We start from the raw sequence: 17,888 nt of genomic DNA on the forward strand, positions 1-17,888 counted from the left end.
CTTTCTAACTTTCGTTTGTTCGTACGGCGAGGATGGAGGCAATCGTTCTTTCTTGAAAAAGAAGGAACAGTACCCTCGAACCTGAACAGCATGAACAAACGAACGGTTTAATAGACTGTGGCGATGGAAGATGCCGTATTTCCCGACACTTTACCGTCGTACATCGCCGCACAGCGTACCGCCGGCAACGTGTAGCGCCCCGCATACGCCGCGTTCAGGCGCGTGCGGACAGTCACCGTGCCGCCGCCCGGCAGCTGCGGGATGAAACTGTCCACCCGGTCGTCCCGGATATCCCGGTAATCCACGCCCGGCATCGGCAGTCCCCCGTCCGGCCGGATCTCCCAGCCCGAAGCCGCCGGTTCCGTCAGCATCAGATTGAACAGCGGCTCCGCAGTCAGATTCCGTACCGTTGCTTCCGCGACGAAATCCGTGCCCTGCGCCAGCGACGAAGGATCGACCGGCCGTCCGTCGTTATCGAGATACCGTACCGTTACCTCCAGTCCGTCCGAAGCCGCTTCGACATCCCGGCCCGACGACACGCCTGCGACCACTGTCCGGATATACAGCGTCCCCTCCGTCCGGTTCGTTACCGACATCCGGCCCGACCCCGGATTGTCCCATACGCCCGTCCACATCATCTTTTTCGAGTCCGCCGACACCCGGCCGCGCCGCCCCGCTGCGCTCCATTCGAACTCCAGCGCCCCGGCCCGGCCGTTCCGAAGCAGGTATTCGCCCATCGCCGCCATGCTCCACGCCGTCGTCTGCGTGCTCATCCATTCGTCAGAAGCCAGTTCGCGCGAAATCGACGCCGCCAGTTGCGCCGCTTCGCCCTGCATGCCTAACAGCGAAGCGCCCAGCAACCGCACCGCCTGCGCCCGGACAGGCGATCCGTAAGTCGCCACCCGCTGAGCCGGCGCCGCCTCCGACGACAGCGTGGAATCCGCTGCCGCCCCGGCCACTATCGTACGTCCCACATCCGAGCGTCCCGCCGCGGCATAGGCCGCCGCCAGCATCCAGCGTGCTTCCGCCGTCATTTCGCCGCTCTGCCGAAGCCGGTTCATCGCCCCGATTTCCGGATCGCCGGCCAGGGCCAGCGCGTAAAGCTGGTAAGCCTGCACCAGATTGAGGGCGGCATAGTCCGAAGCGTTCCACCGGACGGCCGAACTCTTCACCGCGGCCTTGAGCCGCTCGTAAACCCCCGCCGGAAGCGTATAGCCTTTGTGTCCCGCCGCCGTCATGAAATGCAGCGCATAGGCCGATCCCCACAGGTTCGGTGAAGACGCGCCCGGCCAGTATCCCATCGAACCGTCCGGCGTCGCATACCGTTTGTATTTATTGAGTACCAGCCGCACCTTGGCCTGCGCCGTCGCCAGCTCGTTGGCCGACAGGTCGGCCATATCCGGCAGGTAAAGCAGCGGGAACACCGCCGACGTAATCTGTTCGACACACCCGTACGGATAGGTCGAAAGATAGGCCATGCGTTGCGCCGCGCCTAAGGGCTGCACCGACGACACTTCGAGCATCAGTTCCTGCGTGCCGGGCAGCCCCTGCAACGCCGCTTCGCCGTCCCAGGTCTTGCCCGCCGCCACGGTGTAATTCCGCCCCGACGATACCGGCAGCGTCAGCGTCCGTACCGGGATGTCCATGCCGTAATGCGAAGTCCGGCCCCCGCTTGCGGCCGTCAGTTCTATGTGTCCTCCGGCGATTCCGACCGGAACCGCTTCTTTCGCTTTCAGCCGGAACAGTACGATTTTATCCCCTTTCCGGTCGAGCGGGACAGTCTGTTCGGAGGCGCCGATTACGGTAAAAATATCTTTATCCGCCGCGATCGAGACTTTCACGCTGCCGATTCCGTCCCGCGTGGCGATCAGCGTCGCCGGGACGACCAACTCGTCGCCCGGAGCCACGCTGCGCGGGGCCGAACCGAGCACCATCAGGGGTGAGCGTACCGCCACCGACCGTTCGGCCGATCCCCATGCCCCGTTGCCCTTGTCGGCATCCTGCGCTACGGCCACCGCCATCACCCGCACCCGGCCCATATAGGCCGGCAGCCGGACTTTGTGCGTCGCCGTTCTGCCCCGCCCCAACTCGAACGTACCGAGAAAACGGACCACCGGCGGAAATCGGTTTACCGACGCTTTGGCCGCCGGATTCAGCGCATCGTCGCCCCCGATGGCGAACATCTGTTCGATCTTGCCCCCGTAAGCCCCCAATACGTCGTTATAGATGTCCCAGGTCGATACGCCCAGCGCGACGCGGGCGTTGAACGCCGCCCACGGATCGGGCGTGCGGAACCGCGTCAGGTCGAGCAGCCCTTCGTCCACCAGAGCCAGCGTATAGGCGAACGGCCGCCCTTCCCGTTCCGATACGGTAACGGTCATTTCCGATTCCGGCAGCACTTCGTCCGGCGCACCGATCACCGGCTCCAGCCGGCTCTCCGCCGAGGTCGCCGCGAGCGGCACGATACCGTACAGGCGTACCGGCAGGTCGTTCCCCACCCGCCCGTACGGTTGCAGGAGCGTTACGTTCACATAGACGTTCGGCTGCATCTCCGGAGTCACTTCGAACGGGAATCTGACCTGTCCTTCGCCGCATTCCATCGGGAAAGTCTTCAGCACCCGCGATCCGTTCTCGATGGAAACAATGGCCCGCGACCCTTCGGTGGCGGGGAAGCTCACCGTCGCTTTGTCGCCCACGTTGTAAGATTTCTTGTCCAGCGATACCGCCAGCCGCATCGCTCCCGATGCGTCGGCGCGGCGGTTGCCGTAATCGGGCCAGTCCATATAGACCAGTACGGCCGACTCATGGCCGCTTTCGGCGTCCCGTGCCGTTACGTAATAGGTTCCCCACGCCTCTTTCGGAATGTTCAGCGTGTAGGACGCCCGGCCCGAGGCCGCCGAGGTCTCTACCGTCGCGTGCCGCACCGGGGTCAGGTCGCGGTCGGAAACGTACCGGGCCAGTTCGCCCCGTTCGGAACTCCACCACCAGTACCAGTCCACTTTGTAAACGTTGATCTCTACCGGTTTGCCGCCTGCGGTTTTGCCGTCCGGAGCGACCGTGGCGATGCCGAACGCGTAGTCGCGTCCCGTGTCCAGCCGGTCGTCTGCCCCTTCCGGCGGCCGGATTCCCACGTAGGAGGTAAAGGGCGAGTAAAGCATCGTCAGGCCGTCCACGCTCGCTTCGCCCGAAGGTTCGAACAGCCGCGTGGTGATGTTCGCCTGAAGCATCCCTCCTGCCTTTTCGCCGCCGCGCAGCACGGCCGTGATTTTCGCATCTCCTTCTGCGTCGGTCGTCCCGGAGATTTCCGGTGCGCTTTCCGGCCGGAAAGTCCGGTAACGGTTGTCGAATACGTAGTTTTCGTATCCGTTGAAACGGCTTTGCACGGCCGTAAATTCGGTTTCGATCGTGTAGCGCAGGTTACCGGCCCGGGCGCCCGTGAGCCACTGTCCATGCAGAGTCGCGTCCAGCGGTTCGCCCCGTTGGATGTATTCGCCGGGGAATTTCAGGTCGATTTTCAGGCGGTTGGGTTTGACCGATTCGATCCGCAGCCGTTTGCCGAAAGCCGCTCCGCCGACCGAAACCGTGGCGTTCCAGACTCCGGTCGGCGCTCCCGCGTCGGTGGAGAGCATGAAGCTGTATATGCCGCCGATCGCGTGCGTAACCGTCCGCCGCTGGTAAAGCTGTCCGAGCGGCGAGCGCAGTTCGACCGTTACGGGATGCCCTTCGGGCAGGCTCATGCCCGCCGTTACGAAGTTCATGCAGATCGTGTCGCCCGGCCGCCATACGCCGCGTTCGGTCCAGACGAACCCCCGCAGCCCTTCCTGCACCTGCTGGCCCGACACGTCGAAGGTCGAGGTCGAAAGTTCCGACCCGGCATTGACTTTCAGATAGGTGCGCTGTTCCTCTTTGGAGACCACCGCATAGTACGGCCGGCCGTTTTCGTAATATACGGTCGTCTGCCCGTCGCCGTCGGTCATGCCCCAGCCGACTTTCTGTCCCTGGAAATTCCGCAGTTCGACGTGCGCGTCTTTCACCGGTTCCGTTGTCGCGATGCTGTGTACCAGGAAAAGCATCTCCGGCCCGTCCGAGGCTTTGGCGATGACTCCCAGGTCGGTTACCAGCAGATTCCGCTGCGCCGAGCGGTTGTAATAATAGCTCGGCGTGCATGGGTCGTTCCGTTCCCGCCAGTTGTATTCGCTCCAGTCGTAGTCGTTGCCGCTCCAGTAGTAACCGCCCCGGTCGAACTGCTGCTCCATCTCCCGGAAACGGGCGGCATCCGCCGCCTGTGCCTGCTGCGGGGTCAGCCGGTCGGCCTGCGGGACGCACGGCAGGGCTGCCATCGAGCGGTCGAAAGAGAGCGAAATGCGGTATAAGGCCCCCGGTTCGGGTTTCACCAGTTCGTCCAGGTTCAGCGAATAGGTATTCCACCGGCGCAGTTTCTGCTCTCCGTCGCCGTCGAGGAAAATCGTCCGGCTCGCCACGGGCCGTGCCGTCCGCAGGATACTGCCGCTGCCGGCGTCCGAAAGTTCGTTTTCTTGCAGGAACTGGCCGACGGAATTTTCCAGAATCCGGAACACTTCGACCCGGACGGCTCTCAGGCCGATCGCCTGGAAGGGGATGCCCCGGCCTGCTCCGTTGCCGGCCAGGGCTGCCGACGGGGGCGTTATCGTGCCTTTGCCGACGAACCGCACGGCGGGATCGCCGTTTTCCAGCACTACGGTCTGCCGCACGTCGCGGCCCAGTTTTTTCCCGTCGGCCGAACGCAGCGAGGCGTCGGCGCACAGGACGACGCTGACTTGTCCGTCGTCTTCGTCCAGCGACGAGGGGTCGGGGTAGATCCGCACTTTATTCCCTTCGATCTGCCGCACGGCATCTACGCCGTCCAGCCACACCAGGCCTTCCGGATCCTGTTCCGGATCGAGCCGCTGCGTGAAGCGGACTTCGATATATTTTTCCCGGTCGGCGAAATAGTCCACGGAATGCAAGCCGAAGTCGCCGGCCGCAGGAATCGCGGTTCTCATCACTTCCTGTTCCGGATAACCGGCCTTTTTATCTTTGACCGTCAGGGTCAGCGTGGAGGCCGATTCGGGCGCCTTTATACCGGAAACGACGAAACGGTGGGTCTGCCCGTCGGCGCTGTGCAGCCAATGTATGCTGCCGCCTTGCACGCCGTCCCAGACGGTCATCGTCCGGATTTGGGCGGAATCTTCGCTGTCGGCGGTGGAGAGCGTCCCTTCGACGGTGTACGTTCCGTCGGGTTCCACGGTCAAGGTACTCAGTTCGGCGGACGCTTCGGCGGGCAAGGTCTTGAACGAGAACGAAAATTCGCGGGCTTCGGGATTACCGGGCAGAAGGCCTTTCAGGTCCATCGTGACGGTATAGAGGGTGCCTCTTCCGAATTCGGGGGAGGGTGTGAAAATCAGCGTCCGGGGGTCTTCGTCGGAGATGGCCCATTCGCCTTTGGCCCGCGGCGAAATTTCGATATATTTTCCCAGCCGGGCGTCGGAGGATATGGCGTCGGTAAGGGTGACGGACACGGGGGCTTTCCGTCCGAGGGTTCCGGCGGTAAAGCTTTCGACCGCGGGGTTGTATAGAATCTCGACGGGTTTCGTACTTCCAGCGTCGCCGGCCTTGCTGCCGCAGGATACCGTACTTGCAGCTGCCATGACTGCGATGGCGATTGTCGTCAAGATACCGACAATCCTGTTCCTCTGCCGTTCCATATCTTTTCGTTTTTATTCGTTCGTTTATCCGAACCGTTCGAGCTGCTCGTCGATCCATTCCATTTGTTGCTCCACCGTCATGCGGCTGTTATCGAGCAATACGGCGTCCGCCGCCCGGCGCAACGGACTGACTTCCCGCGTTTCGTCCTGCCGGTCTCTCTCCCGGATGTTCCGTTCGATCTCTTCCATCGAGACCGTTTCGCCTTTCGCGGTCAGCTCTTTGTACCGGCGTTCGGCCCGCACGCGCGGATCGGCTGTCATAAAGATTTTCAGTTCGGCGTCCGGAAAAACCACCGTGCCGATGTCGCGCCCGTCCATGACGACGCCTTTGGCCCGCCCCATCTCCTGCTGCATCGCCACCAGTTTGGCCCGCACTTCGGGAATGCTGCTCACGGAGCTTACCCGGTTGCTCACGTCGATGCGCCGGATCTCCGTCTCCACGTTCTCGCCGTTCAGGTAAACGTCGCTGCGGCCGGTCTGCGGGTTGAACCGGAAGTCGATCCGTATTCCGGGAAGCGCCGCCGTGATCGCAGCCGGGTCGTCCGCTATGCCTTGCCGCATGGCATAGAGCGTTACGGCCCGGTACATGGCTCCCGTATCGATGAAAATGTAGCCGAGCTTCGCCGCCACCGCTTTGGCGAAGGTGCTTTTTCCTCCCGACGAATATCCGTCGATCGCTATGATGATCTTTTTCATGTCGTTAGGGTAAAATCTTCTCTACCGGTCCCAGATAGACCACAATGCTCAGTACGAGCAGCATCCCGAAGGCGATGATGACGGCCCCCGTGATTTTATTGATCCACCACAAGTGACGCAGGCGGAATCGTCTGCGCAGTTTGCTGACGGCGTAGGTCAGCGTGAACCACCAGCAGGCGGCTCCGATCAGTACGCCGAGAATGAGCAGCAGATTGACAGCCGTGTGGTGGCCTTCGCTGCTGATGCCGAGGGCGGCGAAGAGGGTGATGAACACCAGTATGTAGGCGGGGTTGGTGAGGGTCAGGAACAGGATGGAAAGGTAGTCGCTCAGCAGGCTGCTCCGGGTCTGCCGCCGCTGGCTGGGCCGTTTGACGCGTTTGTAAAAGATCGAAAAGCCGAGCACGATGATGAGAATCCCTCCGATAGCGGTGAACCAGTGTTTGTGGAGTTCCATGAAGTCGGTCAGGAAGGAGAGCGAAAAGACGGCCAGGGTGGCGAATATGGTGTCGGCGGTGGCGGCGCCGAGTCCGGAAAAGAATCCGGATTTATGGGTGCCGCTCAGGGTGCGCTGGATACAGATCACTCCGATCGGTCCCAAAGGCACCGATGCCAGAAAACCGACCAGCAGACCTTGCAAAAAAAGAAGAAGTGATCCCATATCCCTAACTCATCCCTCTCCCTTTAACAGTTCGTTTATTCCGGCACTGTCGGTTCGAGGGTACTGTTCTCTTTGTGAACAAAGAGAACCAGAAAAACTTCCGAACGCATCCCGTTGGGATGCTAATGCCGTATTTGCCCCGGTTTTGCTATGCGGGAGGGGGCCGGTTAGTTCCTGCATAAGCCCCTCCCGCATAGCAAATGCAAAGGTAGTTACAGCGTGGCTGCCCGAAGGGCGGCCTCTGGAAAGTCTTTTTGGTTCTTTTTCTTCAGAAAAAGAACGGTTGCCTCCCACCTAACGTACGGATAAACGAACGATAAAGCAGGGATGCAAAGTTACGAAACTTGGTTATCTTTACCGCCTGAAATTCCGGAAGGCATGATAAAAAAGCTGTTACTGACCCTGTTGTCCGCTCTGTTGTTCGCCCTGCCCTGGTGGGGAGCAGGCGGATGGAGTCTCTTTTTCGCTTTCGTACCCCTGCTGGTGCTCGGCGATATGCGTCCCCGTTTTTACTGGGCGTGGGCGGCCCTCGCCTTCACCCTGTGGAACATCGGCACCACCTGGTGGGTCGGGATCGCCACACCCGTCGCTACGTTCGGCATTCCCATAGGGAGCCTCTTTTTCACCCTGCTGCCGTTCCTGATTTTCCATTGGTTTCGTTTCCGCGCCCCCCGTCCCGTCGGCTGGGCCTTGTTCGTGACCCTCTGGATCGCCTTCGAAGCGCTGTTCATGAACAACGAAATCTCGTTCCCGTGGCTCACCCTCGGTTACGGATTCGCCGATACCCCCCGACTCGTACAGTGGTACGAACTCACCGGCTCGTTCGGCGGTTCGCTGTGGGTGCTCGTGGGCAACATCCTCTTTTACCTGCTCTGGAAAAACCGGCGCGAACGGCCGTGGCGGGCAGCCCTGCCGGCGATATTGTGGATCGTCGTACCCGTCGGCGCCTCCCTGATTCGGTACGCCACCTACGAAGAACGCGGAAATCCGGTCGAAGTGGCCGTCGTGCAGCCGAACATCGACCCCTACGACGAGAAATTCGACGGTATGACCGCCGCGCAACAGCGCGACCGGATTCTCGGCCTGGCCGCCCAGGCCCCCCGGAATGCGGACTTTATCCTTACGCCCGAAACCGCTTTCGACGGCGATTTCTGGGTGAACGACCTGAACCGCAATGCCGAGATAGATACCCTCCGCCGTTTCATGGGCCGTTTTCCCGACGCCACACTGATCGCCGGAGCCACTACCTTCCTGCGTTACGACGACGGGATGCCCCACCGGCGCTGGACCCGTACCGATCCGCTGTGGGGCGTGTCCTACGACGTGTATAACAGCGCGCTGGGCATTACGGCGGGCGATCCCCGCGTACAGGTGTACCACAAATCGAAGCTGGTGGTCGGGGCCGAACTGTTTCCCTATCCGAAAGTGTTCGGGATGCTGAAATTCCTGAACATCGACCTGGGCGGAATCTCCGGATCGCTGGGCATGCAGGAGCGCAGGACGCTGATGACGAACCCGGAAGGCATCCGGGCCGGCGTGGCGATCTGTTACGAGTCGGTGTACGGAGAGTTTTTCACGGAATACGTGCGGCGCGGCGCACAGGTAATGTTCGTCATCACCAACGACGGCTGGTGGGGCGACACGCCCGGCTACCGCCACCATTTCAGCTATGCGCGGCTGCGGGCCGTAGAAACCCGACGGGCGATCGCCCGCAGCGCGAACACCGGCATCTCCGGGTTGATCGACCAGCGGGGAGAGGTGATCGACTCGGTGGGCTGGGACGAGCGGGCGTTGCTGGCGGGCCGGATCAATGCGAATGACACCCTGACGCCGTATGTGCGGGGTGGGGATTATATCGTGCGGCTCTCGCTGCTGGTACTGGGGTTGTGCCTGCTGTATTATGTGGCGTGGCGGTTCCGCAAACGGTCGTTGCTGCTGGAAGAGGAGTAATCTTTCCCGCTACCAACTCCCTCGTGTCGGGCCGGAGCCACACCCGGGCGTAGGCCTGCAACAGCGCTACGCTTGTTTTGGCCCTACTGGCTCCGACCCGATCACCGGCCGATTCACTACCGCGCAAACTAATGAATACTATGACCTATCCCGAAACCATCGAATACCTGTACGCCGCCGCGCCGATGTTCCAGAGCGTCGGCGGCAAAGCCTACAAAGAGGGGCTGGAAACGACCGTCGCCCTCAACGCACTGCTGGGGAATCCTTACGAAGCGTTCCGCAGCGTCCATGTAGGAGGGACCAACGGCAAAGGTTCCGTGTCGCAGATGCTCTGCGCCGTGCTGCACGAAGCCGGGTACAAAGTCGGCCTTTACACGTCGCCGCACCTGAAGGACTTCCGCGAACGGATACAGGCGGACGGGCGGATGATTCCCGAACGGGACGTGATCGACTTCATCGAACGGATGCGCCCCCATATCGAAACGCTGCGCCCTTCGTTTTTCGAGATCACCACCGCCATGGCTTTCGATTTCTTTCGGCGGCAGCAGACCGACATCGCCGTCGTGGAGGTCGGCATGGGAGGCCGGCTGGACTGCACGAATGTCATTACGCCGCTGGCGAGCGTCATCACGAACATCAGTTTCGACCACATGCAGTTCCTCGGCGACACGCTTCCGAAAATTGCCGGCGAGAAGGCGGGTATCATCAAACCCGGCGTTCCGGTCGTCGTCGGCGAATCCCGGCCCGAAACCGCCCCGACCTTCATCGCCAAAGCCCGCGAAGCGGACAGCCCGATCGTCTTCGCCGACCAGCGTTACCGTTGCGCGGGGCACGACGGCCGCATGTTCGAAATCGAAAGCCTGACAGGCGGTTACCGCTTTACCATTCAGCTGGGGATGGAGGGCGATTACCAGCAACGGAACCTCTGCACCGCGCTCGCCGCGCTGGACGCGCTGACCGACCGGCTGCCCCGGCCGCTGACCACGATGCAGGTACGGCGCGGGCTGGCCGAAGCCCGCGTGCCGGGACGGTGGCAAAACATCGCGACCGGGAGCGATCCCTGTCCGATCATCTGCGACACGGGACATAACGAAGCGGGGCTGGCTTTCGTGACGGAACAGCTCGAACGGCAATCCCGCGAAAAACTCTATTTCGTTCTGGGAGTGGTCGCCGACAAAGACCTCGATCGCATCCTGCCGTTGCTGCCCCGCGACGCCCATTATATCTTCACGCAGGCACGTCTGCCGAGGGCCTTGCGGGCAGATACGCTGGCCGACCGCGCCCGGGCCGCCGGATTGCGGGGCGAAGTCGCGGCATCGGTGCCCGAAGCGCTCGCAAAGGCCCGTTCGCTCGCCTCCGCAGGCGACCTGATCTTCGTCGGCGGCAGCACCTTCACAGTTGCAGAAGTGCTGTAATAACCATATCTTTGCATATTAATGCCTTAGTGTGTCCTTTTCCGGCCGTTCCGGAGGCTTGTCCGGCACAAGGCACGAAATACGCAAAGACAATGACCTGTATCAAAAATACCACCCGGGGCTGCTGTTTCTCGACCGACGCCAACGGCGAACCTGCGGCGCACAACTGCCCGGGATGCCATAAACTCGAAACGTTCGACTGGATGGCCGATCTGCCCGACCCGCTGGCGGATAACCGGATTTACGAAGTCCAGTTCAAGAATACCCGCAAGGGATATTACTGGAACGACACGGGACTGAACCTCAAGGCGGGCGACATCGTGGCCGTCGAGGCCAGCCCCGGACACGACATCGGAATCGTGACCCTGACCGGCGAACTGGTGACCCGGCAGATGAAACGCACCGGGTTCAATCCGCAGGGACTCGAATTTAAAAAGATCTACCGCAAAGCCAAACCTTACGACATCGAAAAGTGGCAGGAGGCCATCGCGCTGGAACACTCTACGATGATCCGTTCGCGCCAGATCGCGGCAGACCTGCACCTGAACATGAAGATCGGCGACGTGGAGTATCAGGGCGACCGGCTCAAGGCCATTTTCTATTATATCGCCGACGAACGCGTCGATTTTCGGGAACTGATCAAGGTGCTGGCCGAACAGTTCCGCATCCGCGTCGAGATGCGCCAGATCGGGGCGCGTCAGGAGGCCGGACGGATCGGCGGAATCGCTCCGTGCGGGCGGGAATTGTGCTGTTCGACGTGGATCAACAATTTCTCTTCGGTCACCATCGGAGCCGCACGGCACCAGGAGATTTCGCTCAACCCCCAGAAACTGGCGGGACAGTGCGGCAAACTCAAGTGCTGCCTCAATTACGAGCTGGACTCCTATATCGACGCCCGGCGGGCATTCCCGCGTCTCAGCGGGCCGCTGGAGGCGATGGACGGTAGCTATTACCTGGTCAAGAGCGACATTTTCAAAAAGATCATGTGGTTCAGCCCCGATCCGCAGTCCACGGCCGTGCTGATTCCGCTGACCACCGACCGCGTGCGGCAGATCGTCGCCATGAACCGCCGGGGCGAAAAAGTGGACCGGCTGGAAGATGCCGCGCTCATGCGGAACGACGCTCCCGCCGAACCGGAAATCAAGAACGTGGTCGGCGAAGAGAGCATCACCCGTTTCGACAACTCCCGCAGCGGCAAAGCTCGCGGCGGACGAAACGGCCGAAACCGGAACGGCCGCAACAACCGGGCGGGCAGGGAAACGGGAACGCAACCGCAGGAAACGGCTGCCGGAAACCATACGGCGCGTCCGGAGCTGGCGCAGCGAACGGGAAAATCCGAACAACGGCCCACGGCTCGACCCGAACTGGCCGAGAACGCAAACCGGAACCGGAGCGGCAACCGCCGCAACGCCGCGCCCCGCGGCGGAACCGGCAACCGGGGGCCGCGCGGCCGGAAACCGGGCGGAAACAGCAATCCGGGCGGCAATCATGGCGGGGAACGGGCGTAATACGGCGGGGGCAGGACCGAGACGAAGGCCGGGTGCGAAACCGACGATAAGGGCTGCGTTGGCGGCGATACTGGCCGCGGCGACGGGATGCGCCGGGGGGGATTACCTGGAAATGTACGACCTGCCCGTCTCCGGCTGGCCCGCGGACCGGGCCGTGGTCTTCCGGTTCAGGCCCGACTCGGCGCAGACGGCGGAGGGCGGAAGCCGGTGGATCGACCTGACGGTACGTCATACGCCGGAGTTTCCATATACCGATTTGCTGCTGGAGGTCAAAGGCGTCGCGCCGGACAAAAGTTTCTGGACGGATACCGTCAGCCTGCCGCTGGGAACGACCGGCGGGAACGGCGTTCCCCGTTGGGCGGGGCGGGCATACTCCAATCATTACGATTTCACCTGCCGTTACCGCAGCGGTATCCGCTACGGAGCGGCCGGCGGATATGCCCTTTCGATCCGGCAACTGACCGACGGGGACACGTTGCGGGGCATTCTGTCCGTCGGGATAGTCGCCTGCGGAGCGAAAGCGGACAGGCCGCGCTGACCGCGCCTTTTTCATTCCGAAACGGCAGGCATATACGGCAAATCCCTTGCCGCATCGGTATGTCTGATCATTCGGTAAGGCAAGTATAGCCGACTTTACCCAAAGTCGGGTAATAATCTTTCTGAACGGTCTGACTTCGGGAAACGCATATACTTACCTACGAAATTATACGCATGGGAAAGAACAAACTCAGGAAATTCAGCGAAAACCTCACTTTCCGCTGCATGGTGCAGCCTGCTTTCGACGAGATATTCCGGAAAGACCACCCGTTGAAAGGACGTTGGAGAGAGGATTTCTTCGGGAACGACCGTCCGATCGTGCTCGAATTGGGTTGCGGTCGTGGCGAATATACGGTGGGGCTGGCCGCGGCGCATCCCGAAGTCAATTATATAGGCGTGGATATCAAGGGGGCGCGCATGTGGCGGGGGGCCAAGACCGCGACGGAGCAGGGGATGGACAATGTGGCTTTTCTCCGCACGCGTATCGAATTCATCGGTTCTTTTTTCGCCCCGGACGAGGTGGACCAGATATGGATTACCTTCCCCGACCCGCAAATGAACAAGCGCCGCGTGAACAAACGACTTACGGCGCCGGGTTTCCTGGAACGCTACGCGCAGTTCATCAAAGCGGACGGGATCGTCCACCTGAAGACCGACTCTGGACATCTGCACGAATATACCAAAGCGGTGCTGGCGGCCAACGGCATCGTGCCGTCCGTATGTTGCGACGACATTTACTGCAAGGGGATCGCAGACGCCAAACTGTCGATCAAGACGACGTACGAAAGCCGGTTCCTGGCCGAGGGACTGCCTATCACCTACCTGCAATGGTCGCCGGGAGGCCGGAAAATTTTTGCGGCGCCCGATTTTCCGGCGGACGAGCTGTTGGTGGGCGAACATACGCCGGTGCGCTGATTTTCCGTTATCCCTGCATAATGAAGATCGAAATCGACGAAAAATCGGGATTCTGTTTCGGCGTGGTCAAGGCGATCACCACGGCGGAGGAGTTGTTGCGTGCGCGGCACGGCGCGGTATGGTGCTTGGGGGACATCGTCCACAACCGGGTGGAGGTGAACCGGTTGGAAAACATGGGGTTGCAGACGGTGGGCCGTGAACGGTTACCGGAATTGGCTGGCAAATGCGTATTGATCCGTGCGCACGGCGAACCGCCGGCGACTTATGCGCTGGCGGAGCGGTACGGGATCGAGCTGGCGGATGCGACGTGTCCGGTGGTGGCGAAGTTGCAGGAGCGGGTGCGCCGGGCGTGGGAAGAGATGCGGGCCGTGGGAGGGCAGGTGGTCATTCTCGGGAAACCGGGGCATGCCGAGGTGGTGGGGCTGACAGGCCAGACGAACGAGGAGGCGGTCGTGGTTGAGTCGTTGGACGATTTGTCCCGCATCGATTTCTCCCGGCCGGTTTGTCTGTTGTCGCAGACGACGCAGAGCCTGAGTCTGTTCAACGCGATGCGGGACGAAATTCTGCGGCGGGCAGCGGATCCGTCTGCGGTGACGGTGCACGATACGATCTGCCGGCAGGTGTCGAACCGCAATCCGCATTTGCGGGAGTTTGCGGCGCGTTTCGATGCGGTGGTCTTCGTCAGCGGCAGCAAGAGTTCGAACGGGAAGGCGCTGTACGGGGTCTGCCGCGAGGCGAATGCGCGTTCGTACAAGGTGGAGGATGCCTCGGAGCTTCGCGCGGAGTGGTTCGCGGGGGTGGAGACGGTGGGGGTCTGCGGGGCGACCTCCACACCGAAATGGCTGATGGAAAAAGTCGCCGCCGCCATCGCCCGTTTTTAAGCCGTTCGTTTATTCCGCACTGTTGATTTGGGGGTACTGTTCCTTTTGTGAATAACCGACGCAGCAGCCGAGCGCCATCGAGCTCGTTCGAATGGCCGAGGCGCAAGGAAGAACCGAGCTGCGTACCGGGGTCTGGGTCGTTTACGGACTTTGGCGAGGCAACGCGAGGGAGCCGCCAGGCGAAATGAGCGTAGCAACGTTAAAAGAACTATATACTCAAACCTGAACAGGACGAATAAACGAACCTACATTTAGAACCGATGGATAAATACATTGCTTTATTGCGACAGCTGATAGCCACGCCGTCGTACAGCCGCGAAGAAAACCTCACCGCCGACCTGCTCACAGCATTCCTGGCCGGCGAAGGGATGGAGGAAGTACGCCGCGCACATAACAACGTATGGGTTTACAACCGGTATTTCGATCCCGCCAAACCGACCATCCTGCTCAACTCTCACCACGACACCGTCAAGCCCAACGGCGCTTATACCCGCGATCCTTTCAGTCCCGACATCGAGGACGGTAAACTATACGGTCTCGGCAGCAACGATGCCGGCGCCAGCGTCGTATCCCTGATCGCCGCCTTCGGGCATTTCTACCGTACCGAAGGGATGAAATACAACCTATGCCTCGCGCTGACGGCCGAAGAGGAGGTCTCCGGACAGAACGGCATCGAAAGCATCCTGCCCCAACTGGGCGAGCTGAGTTTCGCCATCGTCGGCGAACCGACCGGCATGCACCTGGCTATCGCCGAACGCGGGCTGATGGTGCTGGACTGCGTGGCGCACGGGCGGGCGGGCCACGCGGCCCGGAACGAAGGCGAGAATGCCATCTACAAAGCGATGAAAGACATCGAATGGTTCCGCACCTACCGTTTTCCGCAGGAATCGGAACTGTTCGGAAATGTCAGGATGAGCGTCACGATCGTCAGCGCCGGCACGCAGCACAACGTAGTACCGGCCGAATGCCGTTTCACGGTGGATGTGCGCGTCACCGACCGATATACCAACGAAGAGGTGCTGGAAATCGTGAAAAAACATGTCGAATCCGACGTATTCCCGCGTTCCACCCGGCTGAAACCCTCCTATATAGATCCCACGCACCCGATCGTGGCGGCCGGACTGGCGCTGGGGCGGAATACATACGGTTCGCCGACCACCTCGGACCAGGCCCTGTTGTCGATTCCTTCGCTCAAAATGGGACCCGGCGACTCGGCACGGTCGCACAGCGCGGACGAATTCGTCTATGTGGACGAGATCGGGGACGGGATCCGGCAGTATGTCGCCATGCTCGAAACGGTCTGCCTCTGACCATACGTCAGACACCGGTCTGGCCGCTTCAGGTCCGCGCGGCCTGCCCCTTTTGAAAGGCGGAACCGCCGGAAACTCCGCCCGTTTTTGCGGAAGCCGCTTTTTTGCCTATTTTTGCACCGGAACCGGGCGGATGTGGTGTAATTGGTAGCCACGCCAGACTTAGGATCTGGTGCCTTGACCGGCGTGGGGGTTCGAGTCCCTTCATCCGCACGACATCAAAAAGCCGGAATCGTCGCAAGACGGTTCCGGCTTTTCGTTTTCAATATTCGACATGGCAGGCACGGTATTTCATGGCCACCCCGTATTCTCCGATGCTTCTGTCCCTGTTTCGGACAGCTCCGCCGGGGTCTTGTCGGGTTTCGGAACGCTTTATCCGGACGGGCCGCAGGGCCGGGCAGAGAGAACGGCATCAATGGCCGGATAAAACCATATGCTTGCTTCAACGTTTGCCGAGCGTTCGTTCCAACCACCCGAACACGATCCGGAACGCTTCGGTTCTTACCGCTTTCCGCGACAGGAAAAGGTCGTGCATGCCGCCTTCGACAGCTACGTATGTAACGCACTGACCCAGTTTCTGCGCCCGACGGCGTATGTCCTCCACATTCAGCACCGAATCGGACTCGAACAACTCGTCGCTCCACGTTTTCCCGAAATACGATTTGTCCGAACTCATCACCAGTACCGGTACCGCGATATGCAGTCCCCGTCGGATACGCCGCTGCCCGTTCCGCACGGCCCGCAACCAGGAAAAATAGAGCGGAATCCCCTCGATCGGTTTCAGCGACGTATCGAAATCCCACTCTCCCCCGTAATGTTTATGGACGCTTCGGGCATATAAGGGCGAAAGCTCGTTTTTCTTGTGTGCGAAAGGAAACACGATACTGACCAGAGCCGCCAACGGTATCTGCACATGTTTCTTGAACCAGGTGGTGTTGAATTCCAGGAACGGACTGTTCAGCACCACGCACCGGATCGCCTCGCGCTGCGGGCCGTCGTCGGCATACAGGGCCGCCAGCAAGCCGCCGGTCGAATGGCCCAGCAATACGATTCCTGAGGCTCCTTCCTCCCGGATATGCCGGATGCTCTCCGTCAGGTCGGGATAATATTCATACATCGACCGGGCGAAATCGGGGTGTTGCCCTTCCCGCAACGAACGGCCGTATTTGCGCAGTTCCACGGCATAGAAACGATAGCCGTGAGCGACGAAGGCTTCGGCCAGGTGTTCCTGGAAAAAATAGTCGATATAGCCGTGTACATAGAGCACGGCCCGCCTCGTATCCTGAGCCGGGAACGAGGCCCGGATCAGGGTGGCTGCCACCGGGCCGTCGTAATCGGCCGGAAAATCGAGGGTCCGGTATTCGAATTTCATATCAGTCAGTGCGAGCAGTGGGTCAGACCGCAGTCCTCTCCCGGGGTTTCTAACTCGATGGTAGCATGTTCTATGCCATTACGGGCGCAAATCCTGCGTATTTCCGTTTTGATCCGGATTTTGTCTTTGCAGGTCGTAGAGATCTCTACGACCGCATGCAGCGTGCTGATGTTGCGTTCGCCGTCGAGACTCCACAGGTGCAGATCGTGGATCGACTGCACGCCGGGCAGGGCCACGATTTCCCGTTCGAGTTCCGCGGCGTCGATATCCGCGGGAGTGTGCTGCAAAAGAACCCGGAACGTGGCCCGCAGATTCCGGTAAACGTTGTACAGCACCCAGCACGAGATACCGATCGAGAGCAACGGGTCGAGGACGGGCACTTTGACGAAGAGCATCACTACGCTGACTATGAGTACGGCGATCCATCCCAACACGTCTTCCAGCATATGGAGCATGACGGCGCGTTCGCTGATCGAACCGCCCCGTTTGAGCCGCAGGGCGGCGAATCCGTTGACGAGCACGCCGAAGACGGCCAGACCGAGCATTCCTTCGGCGTTCGGTTCCTGAGGCGCGACGATACGTTCGACGCACTCTTTGATGATGAACACGGAGCCGACGAGCAGTACGGTCGATATGAACAGCGCTCCGAGCAGCGAAAAGCGTTTGTAACCGTACGAGTAGTCGGCGTCGGCCTTACGTTCGGACACTTTTTGCAGTCTCCAGGCTACGGCCAGCGAGAGGCTGTCTCCGAAATCGTGGAATGCGTCGGAAAGGATGGCGATGCTGTTGGTCCACAATCCGCCGACCAACTCGATCACGGCGAATCCGAGATTGACGAAAAAAGCGAGGGCGATATTCCCGGTCGCCGCATGGCTGTGACCATGCCCGTGCGTATGATGGTGCGACATAATAATCGGTTCGTT

Annotated in this window: 12 protein-coding genes and 1 tRNA gene; 8 read left to right on the plus strand and 5 right to left on the minus strand. The window is 60.8% G+C overall.

The window, feature by feature from the left end; genetic code table 11:
- Positions 1-107 precede the first annotated feature (107 nt).
- From RIKMI_RS0107195 to RIKMI_RS0107205, 3 genes are read right to left on the minus strand one after another with little or no spacing between them, the layout of a single operon-like run.
- Entirely contained in the window at positions 108-5,723 is a 5,616-nt protein-coding gene (locus RIKMI_RS0107195) for an MG2 domain-containing protein (RefSeq protein WP_051214406.1), read from the minus strand.
- 24 nt (positions 5,724-5,747) lie between these two features.
- On the minus strand, positions 5,748-6,419 hold the full coding sequence (gene cmk, locus RIKMI_RS0107200) for a (d)CMP kinase (protein WP_027291051.1): 672 nt from the start codon (positions 6,417-6,419) through the stop codon (positions 5,748-5,750).
- 4 nt (positions 6,420-6,423) lie between these two features.
- Positions 6,424-7,077: a LysE family translocator gene (locus RIKMI_RS0107205; protein WP_027291052.1), complete on the minus strand. Its 654-nt coding sequence runs from the start codon at positions 7,075-7,077 to the stop codon at positions 6,424-6,426.
- A 378-nt stretch (positions 7,078-7,455) separates the two neighbouring features.
- On the opposite strand from RIKMI_RS0107205, the gene lnt reads away from it, so the two are divergent.
- The 8 genes from lnt to RIKMI_RS0107245 all read left to right on the plus strand — a co-directional run bounded on the left by lnt (position 7,456) and on the right by RIKMI_RS0107245 (position 15,806).
- Positions 7,456-9,027 carry an apolipoprotein N-acyltransferase gene (gene lnt / locus RIKMI_RS0107210; protein ID WP_027291053.1) on the plus strand — a complete coding sequence of 524 codons (1,572 nt, stop codon included), beginning with the start codon at positions 7,456-7,458 and terminating at the stop codon, positions 9,025-9,027.
- 140 nt (positions 9,028-9,167) lie between these two features.
- Positions 9,168-10,442: a bifunctional folylpolyglutamate synthase/dihydrofolate synthase gene (locus RIKMI_RS0107215; protein ID WP_027291054.1), complete on the plus strand. Its 1,275-nt coding sequence runs from the start codon at positions 9,168-9,170 to the stop codon at positions 10,440-10,442.
- A gap of 92 nt (positions 10,443-10,534) precedes the next feature.
- On the plus strand, positions 10,535-11,950 hold the full coding sequence (locus RIKMI_RS13365; RefSeq protein WP_051214407.1) for a PSP1 domain-containing protein: 1,416 nt from the start codon (positions 10,535-10,537) through the stop codon (positions 11,948-11,950).
- A 58-nt stretch (positions 11,951-12,008) separates the two neighbouring features.
- On the plus strand, positions 12,009-12,488 hold the full coding sequence (locus tag RIKMI_RS0107225) for a gliding motility lipoprotein GldH (RefSeq protein ID WP_027291055.1): 480 nt from the start codon (positions 12,009-12,011) through the stop codon (positions 12,486-12,488).
- A gap of 173 nt (positions 12,489-12,661) precedes the next feature.
- A complete protein-coding gene (gene trmB, locus RIKMI_RS0107230) occupies positions 12,662-13,402 on the plus strand; it encodes a tRNA (guanosine(46)-N7)-methyltransferase TrmB (RefSeq protein ID WP_027291056.1) in 741 nt (246 codons plus the stop codon).
- A gap of 20 nt (positions 13,403-13,422) precedes the next feature.
- A complete protein-coding gene (locus RIKMI_RS0107235; protein WP_027291057.1) occupies positions 13,423-14,283 on the plus strand; it encodes a 4-hydroxy-3-methylbut-2-enyl diphosphate reductase in 861 nt (286 codons plus the stop codon).
- A gap of 260 nt (positions 14,284-14,543) precedes the next feature.
- Positions 14,544-15,593, plus strand: coding sequence for a M20 family metallo-hydrolase (locus RIKMI_RS0107240; protein WP_027291058.1), 1,050 nt, complete (start codon positions 14,544-14,546; stop codon positions 15,591-15,593).
- A gap of 129 nt (positions 15,594-15,722) precedes the next feature.
- Positions 15,723-15,806: transfer RNA gene (locus RIKMI_RS0107245), tRNA-Leu, on the plus strand.
- A gap of 229 nt (positions 15,807-16,035) precedes the next feature.
- Here RIKMI_RS0107245 and RIKMI_RS0107250 read toward each other — a convergent pair.
- Complete coding sequence (locus RIKMI_RS0107250; RefSeq protein WP_037291676.1) at positions 16,036-16,965, minus strand: alpha/beta hydrolase; 930 nt, start codon at positions 16,963-16,965, stop codon at positions 16,036-16,038.
- 5 nt (positions 16,966-16,970) lie between these two features.
- Positions 16,971-17,873, minus strand: coding sequence for a cation diffusion facilitator family transporter (locus RIKMI_RS13370; protein WP_037291677.1), 903 nt, complete (start codon positions 17,871-17,873; stop codon positions 16,971-16,973).
- Positions 17,874-17,888 lie beyond the last annotated feature (15 nt).

The organism is Rikenella microfusus DSM 15922 (assembly GCF_000427365.1).
GTDB lineage: Bacteria > Bacteroidota > Bacteroidia > Bacteroidales > Rikenellaceae > Rikenella > Rikenella microfusus.